The following is a 17,098-nucleotide window of genomic DNA, read 5'->3' on the forward strand; positions in this document are numbered from 1 at the left end:
GTGATTTCCGCCCACGGCGCCCTGGTAACGGTGACCAACTCGAAGGTGGTGTGGCGCCCCTCGCCGCTCGCCGCCGCCCTCACGGGCGAGTCCGACGAGCACAGTGTGGACGTCGCGGACATCACCAAGGTGACCACCGAGCTCGGGGACGGGTGGCAAGAAGGCCGCCTCACCATCACGCTCGGGGCCGGGGACACCAAGGTGGTGCGCTTCGCGCCCGGCGAGGCGTCGCAAGTAGAAGCGCTCGCGTCGCTGGTGGCTGCGGCGCGCCGGGGCGAAGCCCCGGACGTCGATAATGCGGAGGCTTCTGGCGCGATCCCCGGCTTCGATTTCGTGGGGTTCGACGTGGAGACCGCCAACCCCAACTGGGGCTCCATCTGCCAGATTGGGCTGGTCAAGTTTGTGGACGGCGAAGAGGTCGACCGCGTGTCGTGGCTGTGCCAGCCTCCGGAGAGCTGCAAGCTGTTCGAGCCGGGCAACGTGGCCATCCACGGGATTACCGCCGATGATGTGGCTGACGCGCCCGGCGTGGCTGATCGCATCGACGCGATGATTGACTTCGTCGGCGAGCTGCCGTTGGTCGCGCACAACGCGCAGTTTGACGCCTCGGCGCTGCACAGCGCGTGCGTGGCTACGGGGCACCCGGTGCCGCCCATGCTGTTCGCGTGCACGCTCGCGCAGTCGCGCGCGGAGCGCCTTGACGTGCGCAACCACCGCCTGCCCACGCTTTCGGAGTATTTCGGTGTGGGCCTGGACAACCACCACGACGCGTGCGCCGACGCGGCCGCGTGCGCCGGCATCATGCTCGGCCTGGCGCGCCGGGCGCACCACACAGGCTCCCTGGCCAGCTTCGTGCACAGCAGCGGCTTTGTGCTGGGCACCATCGAGCAGGCGAAGGTCACGCCGGTGACGCGGGACCGCTCCGGGACGCGGAGCGCCGCACAGGCGGAGCTGCTCGCCGCTGGCGGCGTGCAGGCCGTCGTGGAGGCTGCCGCCGCGCCGCGCGGCAGTAACCAGGCCGGGCCGAAGCGCGGTGGGCAATCCGGCTCGGGCAAGGGGGCGGGGGTCTCGAGCGGCGGGCAGCGCGGCCCGGCTCCCTGGCAGTCTGTGGCCACGCCCGACAAGGTCCCCGAGCCGAGCCTGGACGCCAGCCCGGATTCGCCGCTGTACGGCCAGCACGTCACGCTTACCGGCGAATTCGAGCCCTTTGACAAGGGCACGCTCTGGAACGGCATCGCCGAGCACGGCGGCCAGGTGGGCAAGAACGTGACCAAGAAGACGACGATCCTGGTGGTCGGCGCCTGGAACAGCGTCACCTCGAAGGAAAAGCGCGCCAAGGAACTGCAGGAAAAGGGTCAGGAGATCCAGATCTGGCAGGCGGATCGCCTGCTTTCGGTGCTCGAGCTTGACGACGAACCACCGTTCTGACCTGCCAACTCCCCCCTCCGTCAAAAAAAATTTCAATTTCTTCGGCAACGCATGGAACCGGAGCGGCACTTTTTGCGTCTAATAGTGCATGACGCATTTTTCTGACACCCTGGCTCCCCGCGCCCCGGAGCTGCCCGCCTTGCTCATCCCCCGCCTCGCCCGGCGCGACGAGCGTTATTCCACCGGCCCGTACGCGTGGCTCACGCCCGGGCTGAGCTCGTCAACTGCGTACGTCGGCCTGTCGCCCGGCCTGGCGTGCGTGTTTGACACCCCGGCAACGGCCGCGCTCACGCACCAGCAAGTGGGCATGTTGGGCTTTTCGGAGCACCAAGCGTGGAAGCACGCTGCCGCGCGCCTGCTCCGCTTCGCCGAGGAGCGCGGCCCGGAGGAGGCGTTTTGGGTCCGGGACCCGTCCATCGCGCTCGGTGGTGCCCCGGGCTCGCTCCCGCGCGGCGTTGAGGTCCAAGCACTTGGGTGGACGGCCGCGGGGTGGGTGACGCACCCGACAACCTTCGACGTACTGCACTCGCACTTCACGGAAGTGCTGCGCCCGGAGCACGAATTGCTGTACTACGTTGCTGATGACAACAAGCTGTTCGTCTTCGACGCACCACCGAGGGACGTCGCCGGTGTCGTCGGTTGGGAGCGCCTGATGCGGTACTCACTCGGCTTCCCGCTCCTGCTATGCCGTCCGCGCAAGGTACGCCGCTTTTACTAGCCACCTCGCTATGGTGAATGGGGTGTCCCTGTGTCCCCGTTTATTCCAGCTCAAGGAGCAGCACGACCATGCGTCGACCCATCACTTCCACCTACCGCCTCCAGCTGCGCGGCCCGGGGGCCGACCCGGCGGGCCGGGCGTTCGGGTTTGCTGAGGCGCAGGCGCAGATCCCCTACCTGCGCGACCTAGGGGTATCGCACCTCTATCTCTCCCCCATCTTCACCGCCATGCCGGAGTCCAATCACGGCTACGACGTCATCGATCCGACCAAGGTCAACCCCGAGCTGGGTGGCATCGAGGGCCTGCGCAAGCTCGCCCGGGCAGCACACGACGCCGGACTCGGCATCGTGCTGGACATCGTGCCAAACCACGTGGGCGTGGAGGTCCCGCATCGCAACCGCTGGTGGTGGGACGTGCTCAAGCTTGGCGCGGACTCCGAGTTTGCCACCTACTTTGATATTGATTGGCACGAGGACAACGGCGCCGGCGGTAAGCTCGGGCTCCCGGTGCTTGGCAAGGAGGGCGACGAGGAGCAGCTCCGCCTCACTCACCTGGCCGAGGATGAATTCCCCGCAGGCACTGCCCCAGGCGGGGAGGATGTCCTGGCCTACTTCGACAACTACTTTCCCCTCGCGCCGGGGTCGTACGGCGGTCTCGACGACGACCCGCTCGAGGTCTACCAGCGCCAGCCGTACAAGCTGATGTACTGGCGCGACGGCGTAATCTCGTACCGCCGCTTCTTCTCCGTCGATGGGCTCGCAGGGGTACGCCAGGAAGATCCACTCGTCTTCGAGCACACGCACCGGCTCCTTCGCCAGTTGATCGCAGAAGAGCTTATCGACGGCGTACGTGTCGACCACCCCGACGGGTTGACCAACCCCTTCGCGTACCTCTCCCGCCTGCGGGACCTCGTCGGGCACGACCGGTGGCTCGTGGTGGAAAAGATCCTTGGCGTCAACGAGCCGCTCGACCCGCGCCTGCACGTCGACGGCACCACCGGGTACGACGCGCTGCGGGAACTCGACGGCATCTTTCTCAACCGCTCGGCCGAGGACACGTTAAGCATGCTCGCCCTGCAGCAATCCGGCTCGACCTGGGACGAGGAGGCCATCGCGGCGAGCGAGCAGCAGCTCAAGCACGACGTCGCCTCCTCCGAGCTGGGCGCCGAGGTACGCAGGCTCGTTCGCGCCATCCGCCGCGACAACTTCTCCGCGGTGACCGCGGAAGTCTCGGATGAGCAATTGGCGTCGACAGTGATCGAGCTGGTCGCGGCGATGCCCGTCTACCGCGCCGACTACCGGTCGCTCTCGCGCATCACGTCCAGCGTCATCTCGGACATGGCCAAGCGCTTCCCCTCTCGCCGCAACGCGCTCGACCTCATCGCGGCTGCCTTCCTCGCGTCCGGCGAGGCGAAGAACCGCTTCGCCCAAGTCTGCGGCGCCGTCATGGCCAAAGGCGTCGAGGACACGCTGTTCTACCGCGCGAGCAGGCTCGTGGCGCTGCAGGAAGTCGGCGGCGCGCCGGGGCGCTTCGGCGTCGGGGCGGCGGAGTTCCACTTGCTGCAGGACGAGCGCGCCGGGCTGTGGCCGCACGCGATGACATCGCTGTCCACGCACGACACAAAGCGCAGCGAGGACACCCGCGCGCGGATCATCGAGCTCACCGAGGTGCCGAACGACTTCGCCGAGCTGGTGCGGCAAATTGTTGCGCTCGTGCCGCCTCCGGACAGCGCGACCGGCCACTTCCTCCTGCAGAACATCATCGGCGTCTGGCCGGAGGACGGAGAGGTGACGGACGCACTGCGGGAGCGCCTGCACGGCTACGCCACGAAGGCGGTGCGCGAGGCGGCGCTCCACACCACCTGGGTGGACCCGGATGCGCGCTACGAACAACGGGTACTGGACTGGGTGGACGCCGTCCTGTACGGACCGGCCGCCGCGCGGGTGAGCGCGTTCGTCCAGCAGCTCCACATCGGGGCGGTCCAGGTGTCGCTGGGCCGCAAGCTGCTCCAGCTGGTCGGGCCGGGCATTCCAGATACGTATCAAGGCCAGGAGTTCGTGGAACTGGCGCTCGTGGACCCGGACAACAGGGCCTTCGTGGACTACACGGCCCGGGCGCAAACGCTCGCACAGTACGACGCCGCCCGCAGCGGTGAGTCATTCGACGTGGCTCGGTTCCTGTACGGCGAGGTTCCGCCGACCCCCGAGGCGCTGGCGGAGCGCGGCAACCACGCGAAGCAGGCGGTCACGGCGGAGGCGCTGCGGCTGCGCCACGAGCGGCCGGAGGTGTTTACGGAGGGCTCGTACCGGGCCGTGTTCGCGCTGGGTCCCGCGCAGCACCACCTCGTCGGCATGGCGCGAGGTATGCAGGGCGAGGACGCGAAGGTGATTGGGCTCGCCACCCGGGAGCCGCTCAAGCTGGCCAGAACCGGCGGCTGGGGCGAAACGACAGTGGACCTACCGGAGGGCACGTGGGTGGAGCGCCTGAGCGGACGGGAGTTTCACGGGACTGTGCAGGTCGCTGACGTGTTCTCCGCGCTGCCTGTGGCGCTGTTCGTGCGTGCGGGGGCGTGAGGATGGGACTGTGGGGGCGTCGATAAGCGTGCAGCGGAGTATGCTGTAGCTCCTGATGAGCAACGAGCAGGAGAAGCGCGCCCGGGCGGGCAAGGGGGCGCGGAGGGCTGAGGCGAGGGTTCCCGATGCGACCATCGCCCGGCTCGGCTCTACCTACTTTAACTGGCTCAATGCGCACGAGGACCCGGCGACCGCGTTCCGCCACGCGCTGCACGAGCTGATGCGCGATGCCGCCGTGAACTTCGACCGGGTGGACGTACGGATCAAGACGTGGCCTTCATTGAAGGAAAAGGCGCGCAAGATGCGCGACGGCGAACCCGTCTACCCGGAACCGTGGACGGACATTAAGGACATCATCGGGGCGCGCATTACGGTGCTGCACTCCACTGAGATCCCCGCGGTGCAAACGCTGCTGGCGGATGAGTTTGAGGTCCTGCGCAGCGTGGATAAGGCGGAGGAGACGCGCGTGGCCGGCGGATTCGGCTACGGCTCGCACCACCTGGTGCTGCGGGTGCAGGAGAGGTCCGAGGGGCTCGAGGAGTATGTGGGGACTGCCTTCGAGGTGCAGATCCGCACGGTGCTCCAGCATGCTTGGGCCGAGTTCGAGCACGACGTGCGTTACAAGCGGGCTGTTGAGGACGTCGACCCGCAGGTGGACCGTGCGTTCACGCTCGCTGCCGGGCTCATTGAGCTGGCCGATCAGCAGTTTGACCAGATCGCCAGGATCACGGATGTGCAACCTACGGAGGGGGCGGACGTGGAGGCGCAGATCGCGCCGGAGACGCTGCCCGGCATCCTCACGGTGCTGCTCGGTTCGCGCTACCCACTCTCGCGGGCGGCGGACTACCGGTTCCTCAACGAGCTGCTGCGCGCGCACGGCCTCGAGCGGGTCTCGCAGGTCGCGGAGCTGCTCAACCCGGCGGACCTTGAGGCGGTAACCAACGGATTGCGCTACTCATTCGTGCCCGGGCAGGTCAGGCTTGTCGACGACCTCCTGCTCAACCGCTACGGCACCGACCACATCGAGCGCACCTGGGACGCCGGCAACCGGCCGAAGGTGCGCCGGGCGCGGCTGACCAAGCGGCTTGCGCAGCTCCGGGCAGCGAACTAGCGACGCCGACCCAGCAGGCGGTCGGTCTCGCGCCGCTCCTTCTTCGTCGGACGCCCCGCCCCCCGCTCGCGCTTGGGCATCGTGGCGAAAATGTCCATCGGAGGCGGTGGCGGCGAGTGGTCGAGGTAGCACTGCTTGGCCACGGGCGCCCCGACGCGCTTGCGCACGGTTGCCGTGACCTCCAGGTCGCGGTAGCGGTGGTCCTTCCACACGCGCACCGCGTCGCCGGGTACAACCTGCGCGGCGGGTTTTACCGATTGCTCGTTCAGTTTGACGTGCCCGGCGCGCACGGCCTCCGCGGCCTGGGTGCGGGTCTTGAAGATGCGGACGGCCCACAGCCAGGCGTCGATCCGCACTGCCTTTCCGTCGGGTTGGGTCATTCGCCCACGCCTTTAGTACTCGTCTTTATGGTTCACGATCTTCTGCACCTTCATCCAGTTGGCCACGCCGCCAACGACGGCGACGACAAAACCGAGGATGAGCAGCGACCATGAGCCCGCGATGAGGCCGAGGGCGACACCGCCGACCACTCCGCCGCCGGCCCAGAGGACGGCGTTCCGGCTGTACTTGCGCACAGCTTCCTTGCGGCGCGCGATGGGGTTATTGAGGCGAGGCTTCATCGTCATGCTGCACAGTCTATCGCGGGATCACGCGCAGCCGGCGTTTGCCGCGGATCAGTCGGTCGTTTCGACCCACCGGTGCCCGGCTTCCTTCGACTCGACGGTGCCTTGGGTGGACGCTGCCAGGTGGGCGTCGACAAGCTCACGCTCCCCCGGGGCGAACCCGAGCGTGTACGTGGCCAGTGACCCGTAGGCAATGTCCACGACCTCGATGCCCGCGTTGCGCAGTTCCGACTCGATCCGGCCGGCCTCGGCGTGCGGCAGGTTGACGGTGATGAGCTCGCGGAGGTTGCGGGTGGCGCGCGGCAGGTTCTCGAGCGCGCCGGTCACCGCGTGCGTGTACGCGCTGACGAGCCCGCCGGTGCCCAGCTTGGTGCCGCCGAAGTAGCGGATGACCACTGCGCATACGTTGACCAAGCCTGAGCCTTTGAGCACTTCGAGCATGGGTGTGCCCGCGGTGCCGGACGGCTCGCCGTCGTCGGACGAGCGCTCGATGGGCTGCGCGCCGTCGACGTGGACGATGAACGCCGAGCAGTGGTGGCGCGCATCCGGGAACGCCTCGCGCGCTGCGTGGATGAATTCGCGTGCTTCATCCTCCGATTCGACGCGACCCACCCAGGTAATGAACCGGGAACGTTTGATTTCAAGTTCGTGGGTGGTCGGCGCGCCCGCGGCGGGCAGCTCGTAGGTGGTCAGCATAGGGGTGGAGTCTACCGGGGGACGACGTCATTGCGGTGCTCGAGTCGCCTCCTTAGGCTGGGGAACATGAGTGAATCACACAGCACAAACACTGCCAACAATGCTGCGTCCCACACCGCCCCGGGCCAGTTTGAGGTATGGGCCCCGAAGGGCCAGAAGGTGCGCGTGACCGTCGACGGCGAGGAACACGACATGCAGCCCGACGCGGAGCGCGCGGGCTGGTGGGTGCTCGACCCCGCCACCGTCGCCCCGCAGCCGGGTCAGCACTACACCTTCTCGCTCTTCGACGGCACCCAGTGGTCCATCCCCATGCCGGATCCGCGCACGCGCCTCCAGCCCGAGGGCGTGCACGGCCCGTCCGAGGTCGTGAGCACCGACTTCGCGTGGAACGATGACAACTGGTCCGGAATCCCCACCAAGGACATGGTGATTTACGAGCTCCACGTGGGCACCTTTTCCCCCTCCGGCACCTTCGCCGGCGTGATTGAGAAGCTGGACTACCTCGCCGAGCTGGGCGTCAACACCATCGAACTTATGCCGCTGCAGCCCTTCGCCGGAACCCGGAACTGGGGCTACGACGGCGTCGACTGGTTTGCCATCCATGAGACGTACGGCGGCCCGCAGGGGCTCAAGGAGCTTATCGACGCCGCGCATACCCACGGCATCGCCGTCCTCCTCGACGTCGTGTACAACCACTTCGGCCCGGAGGGCAACTACAACGACGCGTTCGGCCCGTACCTGACGGACGGGCTCACCGCCTGGGGCGAGGTCATCAACATCTCCGGCCCCGGTTCCGACGAGGTGCGCGCCTACATCCTGGATACGGTGCGCCAGTGGCTCGGCGAGTTCCACGCTGACGGGCTGCGCCTGGACGCGGTGCAAACCTACGACGACCGCCTCGCTTTCTCCATCATGGAAGAAATCGCCCGCATCGGCGACGACCTCGCCGCGGACACCGGCGTGCCCCGCACCGTGATTGGCGAGTCCGACCAGAACGACCCGCGACTGATCAGCGCCCCCGAGCGCGGCGGCTACGGGCTCGAGGGGCACTGGCTCGACGACGTCCACCACGGGATCCACTCTCTGCTGACCGGTGAGACCCAGGGCTACTACATGGACTACGGCTCCATGGAGATCCTCGCGGATACGCTGCGCAACGGCTACCGCTTCCGCAACTCCTACTCGAAGTACCGCGCCCGCACGCACGGCCGCGAGCTGGACCTCTCCCACGTCGCACCGTGGCACCTGGTGTCCTACACCACCAACCACGACCAGACCGGCAACCGCGCTGCGGGCGACCGCCCGAGCCAAAACCTCACCCCGACCCAGCAGGTGCTCAAGGCTGCGGTGCTGCTGCACTCCCCGTTTACCCCGATGCTGTTCATGGGCGAAGAGTTCGGCGCGAACACCCCGTTCCCCTTCTTTGTCTCCCACTCCAATGAGCAGATTCTGGAGGGCACTCGCCAGGGGCGCCTCCACGAGTTCTCCCGCCAGGGCTGGGACCACGACGAAGTGCCGGACCCGGGCCACGAGGACACCTACACGTCCGCGAAGCTGAACTGGACCTTTACCGACGAGCAGCAGCAGGTCCACGACGCCTACAAGCGCCTGATCCAGCTGCGCCGCGAGCACGGCTGCAACCGCGAGGACCTGCGCACGCTGCAGGTGGACAACGGCGAGAAGTGGCTGACCATGGCGGACGGTAGCGATGACGGAACGGTCGTGCTGGCTGCGAACTTCAGCGACGAGCCGGTCACCGTGCCGGTCGGCGGTACCCTGCTGTACTCGTTCACCCACCCGCAGGTCGGCGATGACGAGACGGTGCTGGACCCCTGGGGCATCGCCTACATCCAGCGCTAGGCAGCGCCCGCTTGGCCCGCGCGGGCCGCTCGGCCCGCCGGGCTTGCTCGGCCCACTGGGCTTGCTCGGCTAGCTGGAGACGATGAACTCGTACTCAGGCGTGCCGGGCGTGAGCTGGCGGCACTCGATGACGGAGTCATCCATGCGCTCCAGCAGCGGCTCCAGGTCGCTCGCGCGGGTGAGCTCCAGGCCGACCAGCGCCGCGCCGGTCTCGCGGTTGTTCTTCTTCAGGTACTCGAACAGGACGATGTCATCGTCCGGGCCGAGGATGTCGGTGAGGAAGGTACGCAGCTGTCCCGGCTCCTGTGGGAAGTTCACCAGGAAGTAGTGCTTGAGCCCGCGGTGCACCAGGGAGCGCTCCATGACCTCCGCGTAACGCAGCACGTCGTTGTTGCCGCCGGAGATGACGCATACGACGGTGGACCCCGGCTGGACCTTCATCCCGGCCAGTCCCGCCACCGACAGCGCGCCCGCGGGCTCGGCGATGATGCCCTCGTTCTGATACAGCGCGAGCATCTCGGTGCACACCGCGCCCTCGTCTGCGCGCAGGAGGTGCGTACGCCCTTGGTTGTGTTCGATCACCTCAAACGGGAACGCGCCGATGCGCTTGACCGCCGCACCGTCGACGAACGGGTCAATGTCCGTCAGCGTCACCGGACCCCCGTGCTCGAGCGCTGCGGCGAGCGACGCCGCGCCGCGCGGTTCCACCCCCACCACGGCCGTGCGCGGCGACATGTCTGCCACGTACGACACGATCCCGCCGAGCAGGCCGCCGCCGCCGACGGGCACCATGATGGTGTCCAGTTCCCGGCCAAGCCCCGTCAGCTGTGCGAGGATCTCGGCGGCAACCGTGCCCTGCCCGATGACGGTATCGCGGGCGTCGAAAGGCTCGATGATTGTTGCCCCGCGCTCGCGGGCGTCGGCACGAGCCGCCTCCGCCGCCTCGTCGAACGTATTGCCCGTCACGACGAGCTCGACGTTGTCGCCGCCGTGGACCATAATCCGATCGCGCTTCTGCTTCGGTGTGGGCTTGGGCACGAAGATCTTGCCCTGGATCCCTAGCGCACGGCAGGCGTACGCGACGCCCTGCGCATGATTGCCAGCCGACGCCGCGACCACCCCCGCTGCGCGCTGCTCAGCGGACAGGCGAGAGATGTTGTAGTAAGCGCCGCGAATCTTGTAGGAGCGCACGTCCTGCAAATCCTCACGCTTGAGGTACACATCTGCGCCGTACTGCTGCGACAGCCGCGGGCAGTACTGCAGCGGGGTCGGCTCAATCACCGAGGAAATTTTCGCCTGAGCAGCTTGAATGTCGGCAGCGTGGACCGGTTGGTAGTTGCTCGTTGACTGTTCATTGTGCTCGGTGGCTGCGTTCATGGTGGACAAGTCTATCCGTGAACAGGTATTCGCGCGGGCTATCGCCGCCAGTTTTCATTCACCCGCACGGTTCACCAAGTGTTCACCACGCGTTCTCCTTGGAACTACCTGCCCACTTTAGGATGCCCATTACGTTGTTAGCAGTTCCACCCCAGGGCACCGAAGATTCATAACCTGTCCGCCCGATTGGGCGGGCTATGTTTACTTCCGTTCCCTCCGTCTGAAAGGACAGGGGAACTAGTCACTGGCTTCGGTATGGCTTATTCCTGTCCCTGTCTGAAAATGATCCGGGGGGTGATGTCGCCGAAGACAGTGACATACTCAAACTGCTAATAGGAACCTGACCCAGCCCAGGTGGTATGAGGTCTCACAGTAATGTGGGTGCCAGTCCAAGTATGTCCGACCAACCCCAGTGATGAAGCTTAAATAGTCCAACTTCTCATTCATCGCTAGGAGGCACACACCCATGGCCTATGACTTCGTCATTGGCGTAGACGTCGGCAAATACTTCCACCACGCCTGCGTCCTCGATCCCCAAGGCAGGCAAGTCCTATCCAAACGCATCAACCAGCATGAAGGCTCACTACGCAAGCTCTTCGGCAAATTCCTCACCGACAACGCCTCGGTCCTGGTCATTGTCGATCAACCCAACAACATCGGCCGATTAACCGTCGCAGTCGCCCAAGACATGGGGGCAGATGTTCGCTATCTACCAGGGCTTGCGATGCGACAGCTCTCTCGCATCCACGTCGGCAACTCCAAAACCGATGTACGCGACGCCTACGTCATCGCCCATGCCGGTCTTAACCTTCCAGATTCCTTGCGCAGTGTCGACCGCGTTGAGGAAGTCTTTATCCAGCTGAAAGTACTCAACGGTATTGACGAAGATCTCGCCCGGGCCTACACACGCCTGATTAACCAGATGCGATCCGCGCTCGTAGGAACCTATCCTGCATTCGAACATGTTCTGCGCGGACAGATGATTCACCGAAAATGGATCCTCCACCTACTTGCGAAATACGGTGACCCCACCAAGATTCGACGCATCGGTAAAACACGCCTAGCAGCCTTTGCGCGCAGTCACAAAGCGCGCAATCCCGAGCCTGTCATCGATGCCATGCTTGCTGCCATCCACGGACAGACCGTGTCCATTGCCGGCGCAGAATACGCCGAACTTGGCGTAGCAATGTCCGCCAAAGACGCACTGGCCAAACTAGAGCATCGCAAGGAAATAGAAGCACAGGTACTCAAGCTCATTCAAGACATTCCTCAAACCGAGATTCTTTTATCCATGCCCGACATCGGCCCACGTAGCGCAGCACAGATCCTCATGACCGTTGGCGATATGTCCGACTTCCCCGATGCAGCGCACCTAGCGTCCTATGCAGGCCTATCACCACGGACAAATCAATCAGGAACGTCCATTATGTCGAATTCGCCCAACCGCGCTGGCAACAAAAATTAAAGAACGCCCTATGGCAATCGTCTTTTGCATCGATCAGATTCCACGAGCGTTCCCGGCAATTCTATGAACGAAAACGCAAAGAAGGCAAAAGACACAACGCCGCAGTCGTCGCACTCGCACGCCGACGCCTCAACGTCCTCTTCGCCATGATGCGAAACGGCGAGCTCTACCGAGACATCCCCACAATCCAGGAGGCCGCAGCAGCCTAAAGCCACCAGACCCCCATCCAAGCCGATTGCACAGCAAGCCCAATCGGCTCCTCAAGGTACCCAAAACAACATCTACGAGACGAAGCAGAAGCCGTTCACACCCCCAACAAGCCCACCCGCGGAGTTGACAACCTATATAGGAACACCCCCCGACGAGGTGACGAGAATCCCCTCGTCGCTGTCGGACGGCGGTTTCCCGACCGGTGGCCCGGCCGCCGGCAAACCTCACCCGCGGCCGCCCGGGCCCTGTCCATGGCCAAGCCCGGTCTGGTGCCCCCGGCGCCAACGACTTCCGGTGCCGCCCCGGGACGGTGAATTGCCCGTCATCCTCATTCCCGGGACCGGGTCGTCGAACAGCTCATCGGTACCGGGCCTCGAACCACGGGCCCCGGGCGCACAGCGCAGCCGATCGCTTTGACGTCCACCCCGAGATGCGCCACGGATACTCCCGAAACGCCGGCAAAACGAACGCGCTTGCCTGGGAACAGCAGATCTCCGGTTCCATGCTGCTGAATGAGCTGACCATCGGCGACATCACTCGACCGGGCGTTCGGTACACCTTCCTGGGCACGCGGCACGACAATGCCGTGCTCCCCCACTAAAACTCCTTCGTGCGGGAACCCGGCGTCACCAACATCACCGTCCAAGACGTGTGCCCCGCCCACCGCACCGAGCACTACGGCTTCAATTACGACCCTGTCGCCCAGGGCATCGTCGAGGACCCGCTGACCGGGACGGCGTGGCGGGACCACTGCACCGGTACCGGACCGGAGCGATAGTCCTCGACGGACGAGGATCAGGCGCCCGGGGAGCCTCCCGTCCGGCACGTCCACGACTCGGCGTAGCGGCCGCCCTTCGCCAGCAATTCATCGTGTGTGCCCCGTTCTGCGACCGTCCCGTCCTCCGAAAGCACGACGATGAGGTCGGCATCGCGGACGGTGTGCAGGCGATGGGCGACGACGATCACGGTGTGATCGCCGCGCAACGCTTCCATCGTGCCGACAATCGCCCGCTCAGTGGCCGCATCCAGCGAGGACGTCGGCTCGTCGAAAAGCACCACCGGGGAATCCTTCAGAAGCGCCCGGGCGATGGCGACGCGCTGCCGCTCGCCTCCCGACAGCAGCGTCCCCTCCTCCCCCACCGGGTTATCCCACCCGGAAGGCAGCAGCTCCACGATGCGGTCCACCCCGGATCGCCGGGCGGCCTCGCGCAAGCGGTCTCCGTCGCCGGGCCTGGAACCGAATCCGGGGTCGGCGAAGACCACGTTGTCCCGCACGGACGCGTCGAAGAGGAACGTCTCCTGGAACACCGGGGTCACCAGCGAGTTCACGCCGTCGGTGCCGATCCGAGGCAAGGGCACCCCGCCAATGAGGATCTCCCCCGAGTCCGGATCATGAAACCGCGACAGCAGCCGCATGACCGTCGTCTTGCCCGCCCCCGAAGGTCCCACTATGGCGACCAGCACTCCCTGAGGTGCACGGAAGCTGACGCCGTCGAGGACCTTCTTCTCCCCGTACCCGAAGCTCACACCGCGGAACTCCACGTCATGCCCGTCGGGCAGCTCCGGTGCGGCCGGTTCGGGAAGGGCGGGGATCGCCCGCAGGTCACGCAGCGCAGCCAACGTGTTGCGGCCCGCGCCGAAACCGCCGGACAACGCTCCCGCCGTGGTGATCGGTCCGGTGAACTGGACGACCACAATGAGCATCGACGCCAAATGCGCCGGTGACATCCCGCCCGTCGCGGCGACCGCCACGGCGACGACCACCGCCGCCGTGAACACCGCATGGACGACCGAGCCCAACCGTCCGATGGCCGCGCCTTGCGTCGACGTCGCCTTCGCGAACGCATCGTGTTGGGCCTGGATCGCCTCATCCACCATCGCGTCCGCCGCCGAACCGTCGCCCGCGGCGCGAATCACCTGCTGGCCGCGGGTGAACTCGATCAGCCTGCCGGAGACGGCAGCGACGGCGTCAGCATGCGCTTCGTCCGACTCCCCGCCGACTCGGCCAATGGCCCGGTAGGCGAAGAAGAGCACCGGCGCCGACGCGACGAGAACCAACCCGACACGCCAATCCACCGCCAGAATTCCGAGAGCGATGACGGTCGGCGCAACCACAGCAGCGATGACGGGCCGCAGGATCACGTGCGGCACGGACGCCGCGAACGCCATGCCCGAAGACGCCATCTCCGAAAAGCGGCCGGCCGTGGACTTGGTGACGTACCCGAGTGGCAACGTCAGCACGCGTTCGCCCAGGGAACGCAGCAGGGACGACAGCACCGCTGCGGAATTCGCCCTGCCGACCGTCCCCGCGGCGAGGGACAGCACCGCATGGGCGGCCGCGAGGCCGGCGATAACGCCGGTGAAACGCCACGCCGTCGCATCATCTCCCACGGCCAGAGCCGACAGCAGCGGCAGCAGCGCGACGAACGCCGCTCCCTGTGCCAGCGCGGCAAGCGCGGCCAACGCAATGAGCCACGCCAGCGTCATCTTCGAGCGCCGATCCGTCATCGACCACAAGTCCCGGATCATCGGTTCCCTGCCTTTTCATCGTCTGCTTCAGTGCCCCGCGGGGCGGATGGTTCGTCGTCGAGCGCGAACGCGCGCCACAGATCCCGGTAACGGCCACCGCGCGCAAGCAACTCGTCGTGGGTGCCCGCCTCCGCGACCGCTCCCCCATCGAGAACGAGGATGCGGTCGGCGTTGCGGATCGTGCTCAATCTGTGCGCAATCACGATCACCGTCCGCGAACGAGCCAAACGCTCGATTGCGGACTGAATGAGGGCCTCGGAAGCCGGATCCGCGTAAGCGGTTGCCTCGTCGAAGATGAGCACCGGCGCGTCCGTGACAATCGACCTCGCGATGGCCACGCGCTGCGCCTCACCACCGGAAAAGGTCACGTCGACGTTGACCACCGAATCCAGGCCCTTCGGCAGCGCCGCGATGACCGTATCGAGGTTCGCGAGCTTCGCGGCCGCCATGATTTCGCCGTCGGTGGCGTCTCTCCTGGCCAGCCGGATGTTCTCCCGCAAGGGCAGCGTGAGCAACTGCGGATCCTGGAACACCACCGACACCGAACGGTGCACGTCGCGCACGGCGATGTCGCGAAGATCGTCGCCGCCCAGCAGCACCGAGCCTTCGACAGGGTCGTGGAAACGCGCCAACAGCCGGGCGACGGTGGACTTTCCGGAACCGGAGGACCCCACCAGCGCCGTGAGGGTCCCCGGTTCGAACGTCGCGGACATCCCGTCGAGGACCCGCGGCCCATCCCCGTAGGAGAAGACCAGGTTCCGAACCTCGAGCGCGCCTCCGTGCACGGGCACCGGCTCGACGGACTCGGTGATCGGCGGCGTGCCCAGCACCTCCGCGATGGACTTCAGGGCGGCGATCCCCGCGATGATGGGTTCGGAGTTCATAGCCACCCTCACGATCGCCGCGGAGAGTCCAAGGCCGAGAACCAGCCCGGCGACGAGACCCTCCGGTTTGCCGCCCGCAGTGTCCCTCAAAGCGAGGCCGGCGCCGCACATCACTGCGAGGACCGTGATCGGGGACGTCACCACGTCGATGAGCCCGAGATAGATGTTCGACTGCCGGGACCAGGCGGACCACGCGCGGACGAACGACGACGCCGCGGCATCGTAGCGGCCCGCGCCCTGGCTGGCGCGTCCGAAGGACTTCATCACCGGGATGCCGCGCACCAACTCGATGACCGCAGCCGTCACTTTTTCAGAGGCTCGTTCGTAGTCGCGCTGAAGACCGGCTCCGCGCGAAATCATCACGCCCATCAGGGCGAAGGTGACCAGCACCGGGACGACCGCCACCGCCGCGATCCGCCAATCGACCGCGACGAGCGCGATGAGGGAAAGCAGGGGAACCAGCACCGCCACCACGGTCTCACCGACGGTGTGGCCCATGAGCTGGTGGACAGCCGCGACGTCCTTCTCAACCGACTCGATGATTCCCGACGAGCGCCGGGCGTCCAGCCAGCCCAACGGCAACTTCCGGATGTGGGCGACCAGCCGGCGCCGGAGGTGGAGCTGCAGGTCATTATCCGCCCGGTGCGAGAGCATGCCGGCGGCGCCGTCCGCGGCCATGCGCACCGTTGCGGCGACGACGATGACAGCCACGGCCAACCACGTCCGATGCTCCGGGGCCTCCGGGTACGTCATCGCGATGTCGATGATGCCGACCAGCGAAGCGACGGTAGCCACCGACGACAGGACGGATAACGCGACCACCGCACGCATCCGGGTCCGAATCGGGGCGAGCAGCGACCACGGGCCTACGGTCCCGTCCACGGCGCTCACTTGCCCGCCTCCCCGATCGCGCTTTTCTTCGTGAGAGTGCAGAAATACACCATGCCGGCGCGTGAGACTCCGTCCAGCTTCAGCCCGTTGGCTTCGGCGAGGTCCTCGAGCTCGCTGCCCCGGAACACCCGGTGGCCCGTCTTCTCCATGACGGCCATGTCGACCCGCTCGTTCACGTCGGGATCCTCGACGAACGTCTGCACGTAAGCGATGCCGCCGTCGGCGAGCAGCCCGGAGACCCTGCCGAGCGCGGCTCCCGCATCCTTCATTTGGTGGAGCGCGCCACACACCCAGATTTCACAGGCCCCGCCGGGCTCTCCCGCGAGCGGCGTGAGGATGTCGGCAACGTGGAATTCCGTCCGGGCCCCGAGCCCGTCGGCGGCGGCGCGTTCGCGGGCGATGCGGATCGCATTGGGCGACAGGTCGTAGCCGACGATGTTCGCCCTGCGATAGCGAGACTCAGCGGCGAGCGTGCGGGCGAGCCACCCGGTTCCACAACCGAGGTCGAGGACCCGGGCCGGCGCATCCGGCCCGGGATCCAGCGCACGGAGCTTCCGGTACACGGCAGCGGCGTCCATCGGTTCGCGCGCATAGCGGCTTAGGAACCTCGGCTGGACCTTGTCCTCGTAGGCCGCGAGGAGCCTGCGGTTGTTCTGGACGATCTGGGCGATCGACTTCATTTGGTTCTGTCTCCGGGTGTGTGGGCCGCGTCCACGCGGCGGTTTCGGGTTAG

The 17,098-nt window shown here is 66.3% G+C and carries 14 protein-coding genes and 1 pseudogene; 8 read left to right on the forward strand and 7 right to left on the reverse strand.

All coding sequences use genetic code 11. The annotated features are described in order from the left end of the window. The 4 genes from CKJ84_RS03240 (at position 1) to CKJ84_RS03255 (ending at position 5,830) form a co-directional block, all read left to right on the forward strand. Complete coding sequence (locus tag CKJ84_RS03240; RefSeq protein WP_095545929.1) at positions 1 to 1,428, forward strand: exonuclease domain-containing protein; 1,428 nt, start codon at positions 1 to 3, stop codon at positions 1,426 to 1,428. 88 nt (positions 1,429 to 1,516) lie between these two features. Beyond that, positions 1,517 to 2,146 carry a hypothetical protein gene (locus CKJ84_RS03245; RefSeq protein WP_095536802.1) on the forward strand — a complete coding sequence of 210 codons (630 nt, stop codon included), beginning with the start codon at positions 1,517 to 1,519 and terminating at the stop codon, positions 2,144 to 2,146. Between the two features lie 68 nt (positions 2,147 to 2,214). Further along, on the forward strand, positions 2,215 to 4,719 hold the full coding sequence (gene treY, locus CKJ84_RS03250) for a malto-oligosyltrehalose synthase (protein ID WP_095545930.1): 2,505 nt from the start codon (positions 2,215 to 2,217) through the stop codon (positions 4,717 to 4,719). Between the two features lie 55 nt (positions 4,720 to 4,774). Further along, entirely contained in the window at positions 4,775 to 5,830 is a 1,056-nt protein-coding gene (locus CKJ84_RS03255; RefSeq protein ID WP_095545931.1) for a GTP pyrophosphokinase family protein, read from the forward strand. Here CKJ84_RS03255 and CKJ84_RS03260 read toward each other — a convergent pair. The 3 genes from CKJ84_RS03260 to CKJ84_RS03270 are packed head-to-tail and all read right to left on the reverse strand — an operon-like array spanning position 5,827 to position 7,149. Continuing rightward, positions 5,827 to 6,210: an RNA-binding S4 domain-containing protein gene (locus CKJ84_RS03260; protein ID WP_095545932.1), complete on the reverse strand. Its 384-nt coding sequence runs from the start codon at positions 6,208 to 6,210 to the stop codon at positions 5,827 to 5,829. The two genes, CKJ84_RS03255 and CKJ84_RS03260, sit on opposite strands and share 4 nt — an antisense overlap. 12 nt (positions 6,211 to 6,222) lie before the next feature. Beyond that, on the reverse strand, positions 6,223 to 6,456 hold the full coding sequence (locus tag CKJ84_RS03265; RefSeq protein WP_095534855.1) for a hypothetical protein: 234 nt from the start codon (positions 6,454 to 6,456) through the stop codon (positions 6,223 to 6,225). 48 nt (positions 6,457 to 6,504) lie between these two features. Beyond that, positions 6,505 to 7,149, reverse strand: a complete 645-nt coding sequence (locus tag CKJ84_RS03270) for a YigZ family protein (protein WP_095545933.1) — start codon at positions 7,147 to 7,149, stop codon at positions 6,505 to 6,507. 66 nt (positions 7,150 to 7,215) lie between these two features. On the opposite strand from CKJ84_RS03270, the gene treZ reads away from it, so the two are divergent. Further along, the gene (treZ, locus tag CKJ84_RS03275) at positions 7,216 to 9,009 is read left to right on the forward strand and encodes a malto-oligosyltrehalose trehalohydrolase (protein WP_095545934.1); all 1,794 of its coding nucleotides are present in this window, start codon (positions 7,216 to 7,218) and stop codon (positions 9,007 to 9,009) included. 69 nt (positions 9,010 to 9,078) lie between these two features. On the opposite strand, the gene ilvA is transcribed toward treZ, so the two are convergent. Next, entirely contained in the window at positions 9,079 to 10,386 is a 1,308-nt protein-coding gene (gene ilvA, locus CKJ84_RS03280; RefSeq protein WP_095545935.1) for a threonine ammonia-lyase IlvA, read from the reverse strand. 466 nt (positions 10,387 to 10,852) lie between these two features. Between ilvA and CKJ84_RS03285 the strand changes: the two are divergent. From CKJ84_RS03285 to CKJ84_RS12180, 3 genes and pseudogenes are all read left to right on the forward strand, one after another. After that, a pseudogene (locus tag CKJ84_RS03285) lies at positions 10,853 to 12,060 on the forward strand (IS110 family transposase). A 431-nt stretch (positions 12,061 to 12,491) separates the two neighbouring features. After that, the gene (locus tag CKJ84_RS12175; RefSeq protein WP_154762578.1) at positions 12,492 to 12,662 is read left to right on the forward strand and encodes a hypothetical protein; all 171 of its coding nucleotides are present in this window, start codon (positions 12,492 to 12,494) and stop codon (positions 12,660 to 12,662) included. Between the two features lie 9 nt (positions 12,663 to 12,671). Then, positions 12,672 to 12,839, forward strand: a complete 168-nt coding sequence (locus CKJ84_RS12180) for a hypothetical protein (protein ID WP_154762579.1) — start codon at positions 12,672 to 12,674, stop codon at positions 12,837 to 12,839. A 17-nt stretch (positions 12,840 to 12,856) separates the two neighbouring features. Here the strand turns inward: CKJ84_RS12180 and CKJ84_RS03290 are convergent, their stop codons facing one another. The 3 genes from CKJ84_RS03290 to CKJ84_RS03300 are packed head-to-tail and all read right to left on the reverse strand — an operon-like array spanning position 12,857 to position 17,045. Next, positions 12,857 to 14,590 (reverse strand): ABC transporter ATP-binding protein, encoded by a 1,734-nt coding sequence (locus tag CKJ84_RS03290; RefSeq protein WP_005329286.1) that lies wholly within the window; start codon positions 14,588 to 14,590, stop codon positions 12,857 to 12,859. Beyond that, entirely contained in the window at positions 14,587 to 16,365 is a 1,779-nt protein-coding gene (locus CKJ84_RS03295; RefSeq protein ID WP_095279053.1) for an ABC transporter ATP-binding protein, read from the reverse strand. The genes CKJ84_RS03290 and CKJ84_RS03295 overlap by 4 nt, the downstream gene beginning before the upstream one ends. Continuing rightward, positions 16,362 to 17,045: a trans-aconitate 2-methyltransferase gene (locus CKJ84_RS03300; RefSeq protein ID WP_095279054.1), complete on the reverse strand. Its 684-nt coding sequence runs from the start codon at positions 17,043 to 17,045 to the stop codon at positions 16,362 to 16,364. The genes CKJ84_RS03295 and CKJ84_RS03300 overlap by 4 nt, the downstream gene beginning before the upstream one ends. Between the last annotated feature and the right edge of the window lie 53 nt (positions 17,046 to 17,098).

Source organism: Corynebacterium sp. NML 120412 (genome assembly GCF_002285155.1).
Lineage (GTDB): Bacteria > Actinomycetota > Actinomycetes > Mycobacteriales > Mycobacteriaceae > Corynebacterium > Corynebacterium gottingense.